Genomic DNA, 348 nt, shown 5'->3' on the forward strand with positions numbered 1-348 from the left:
GCTCGCACACCCACTGCTGGGCCGGTCCCAGCTTGTCCCACCCGACCCGCTGCGCCCGGGCCCACCCGGCGAGGTCCTCGCCCTGGATGACGACGGCACCCGGGTCACCGGCGAGCGATCCGCCGGCCTTCACGTGCCGCCAGGCCAGGGCGAAGGACCGCTGCCACTCCACCGGCCAGGCCGGGCACCACCCCGGATCGATCGCGTCCAACGCCGCCTTGCGCTCAGCGGTCAGCGCCCCCGTGAAGTCCAGCCCCTCCTCGCCGGCCTCCGCCCGCCGCTCCAGCGCCTCGGTACGCCGCTGCGCCGTGCGCAGGTTCTTCATGATGACCCCGACCGGCCGCCCGC

At 75.9% G+C, this 348-nt stretch carries 1 pseudogene; it reads right to left on the reverse strand.

From position 1 onward, the window contains the following. Positions 1–348: pseudogene (locus AA75_RS49915) on the reverse strand (helicase); the annotation flags it as partial.

The sequence above is a fragment of the Kitasatospora sp. MBT63 genome, assembly GCF_000710465.2.
In the GTDB taxonomy this organism is placed as follows: Bacteria; Actinomycetota; Actinomycetes; order Streptomycetales; family Streptomycetaceae; genus Kitasatospora.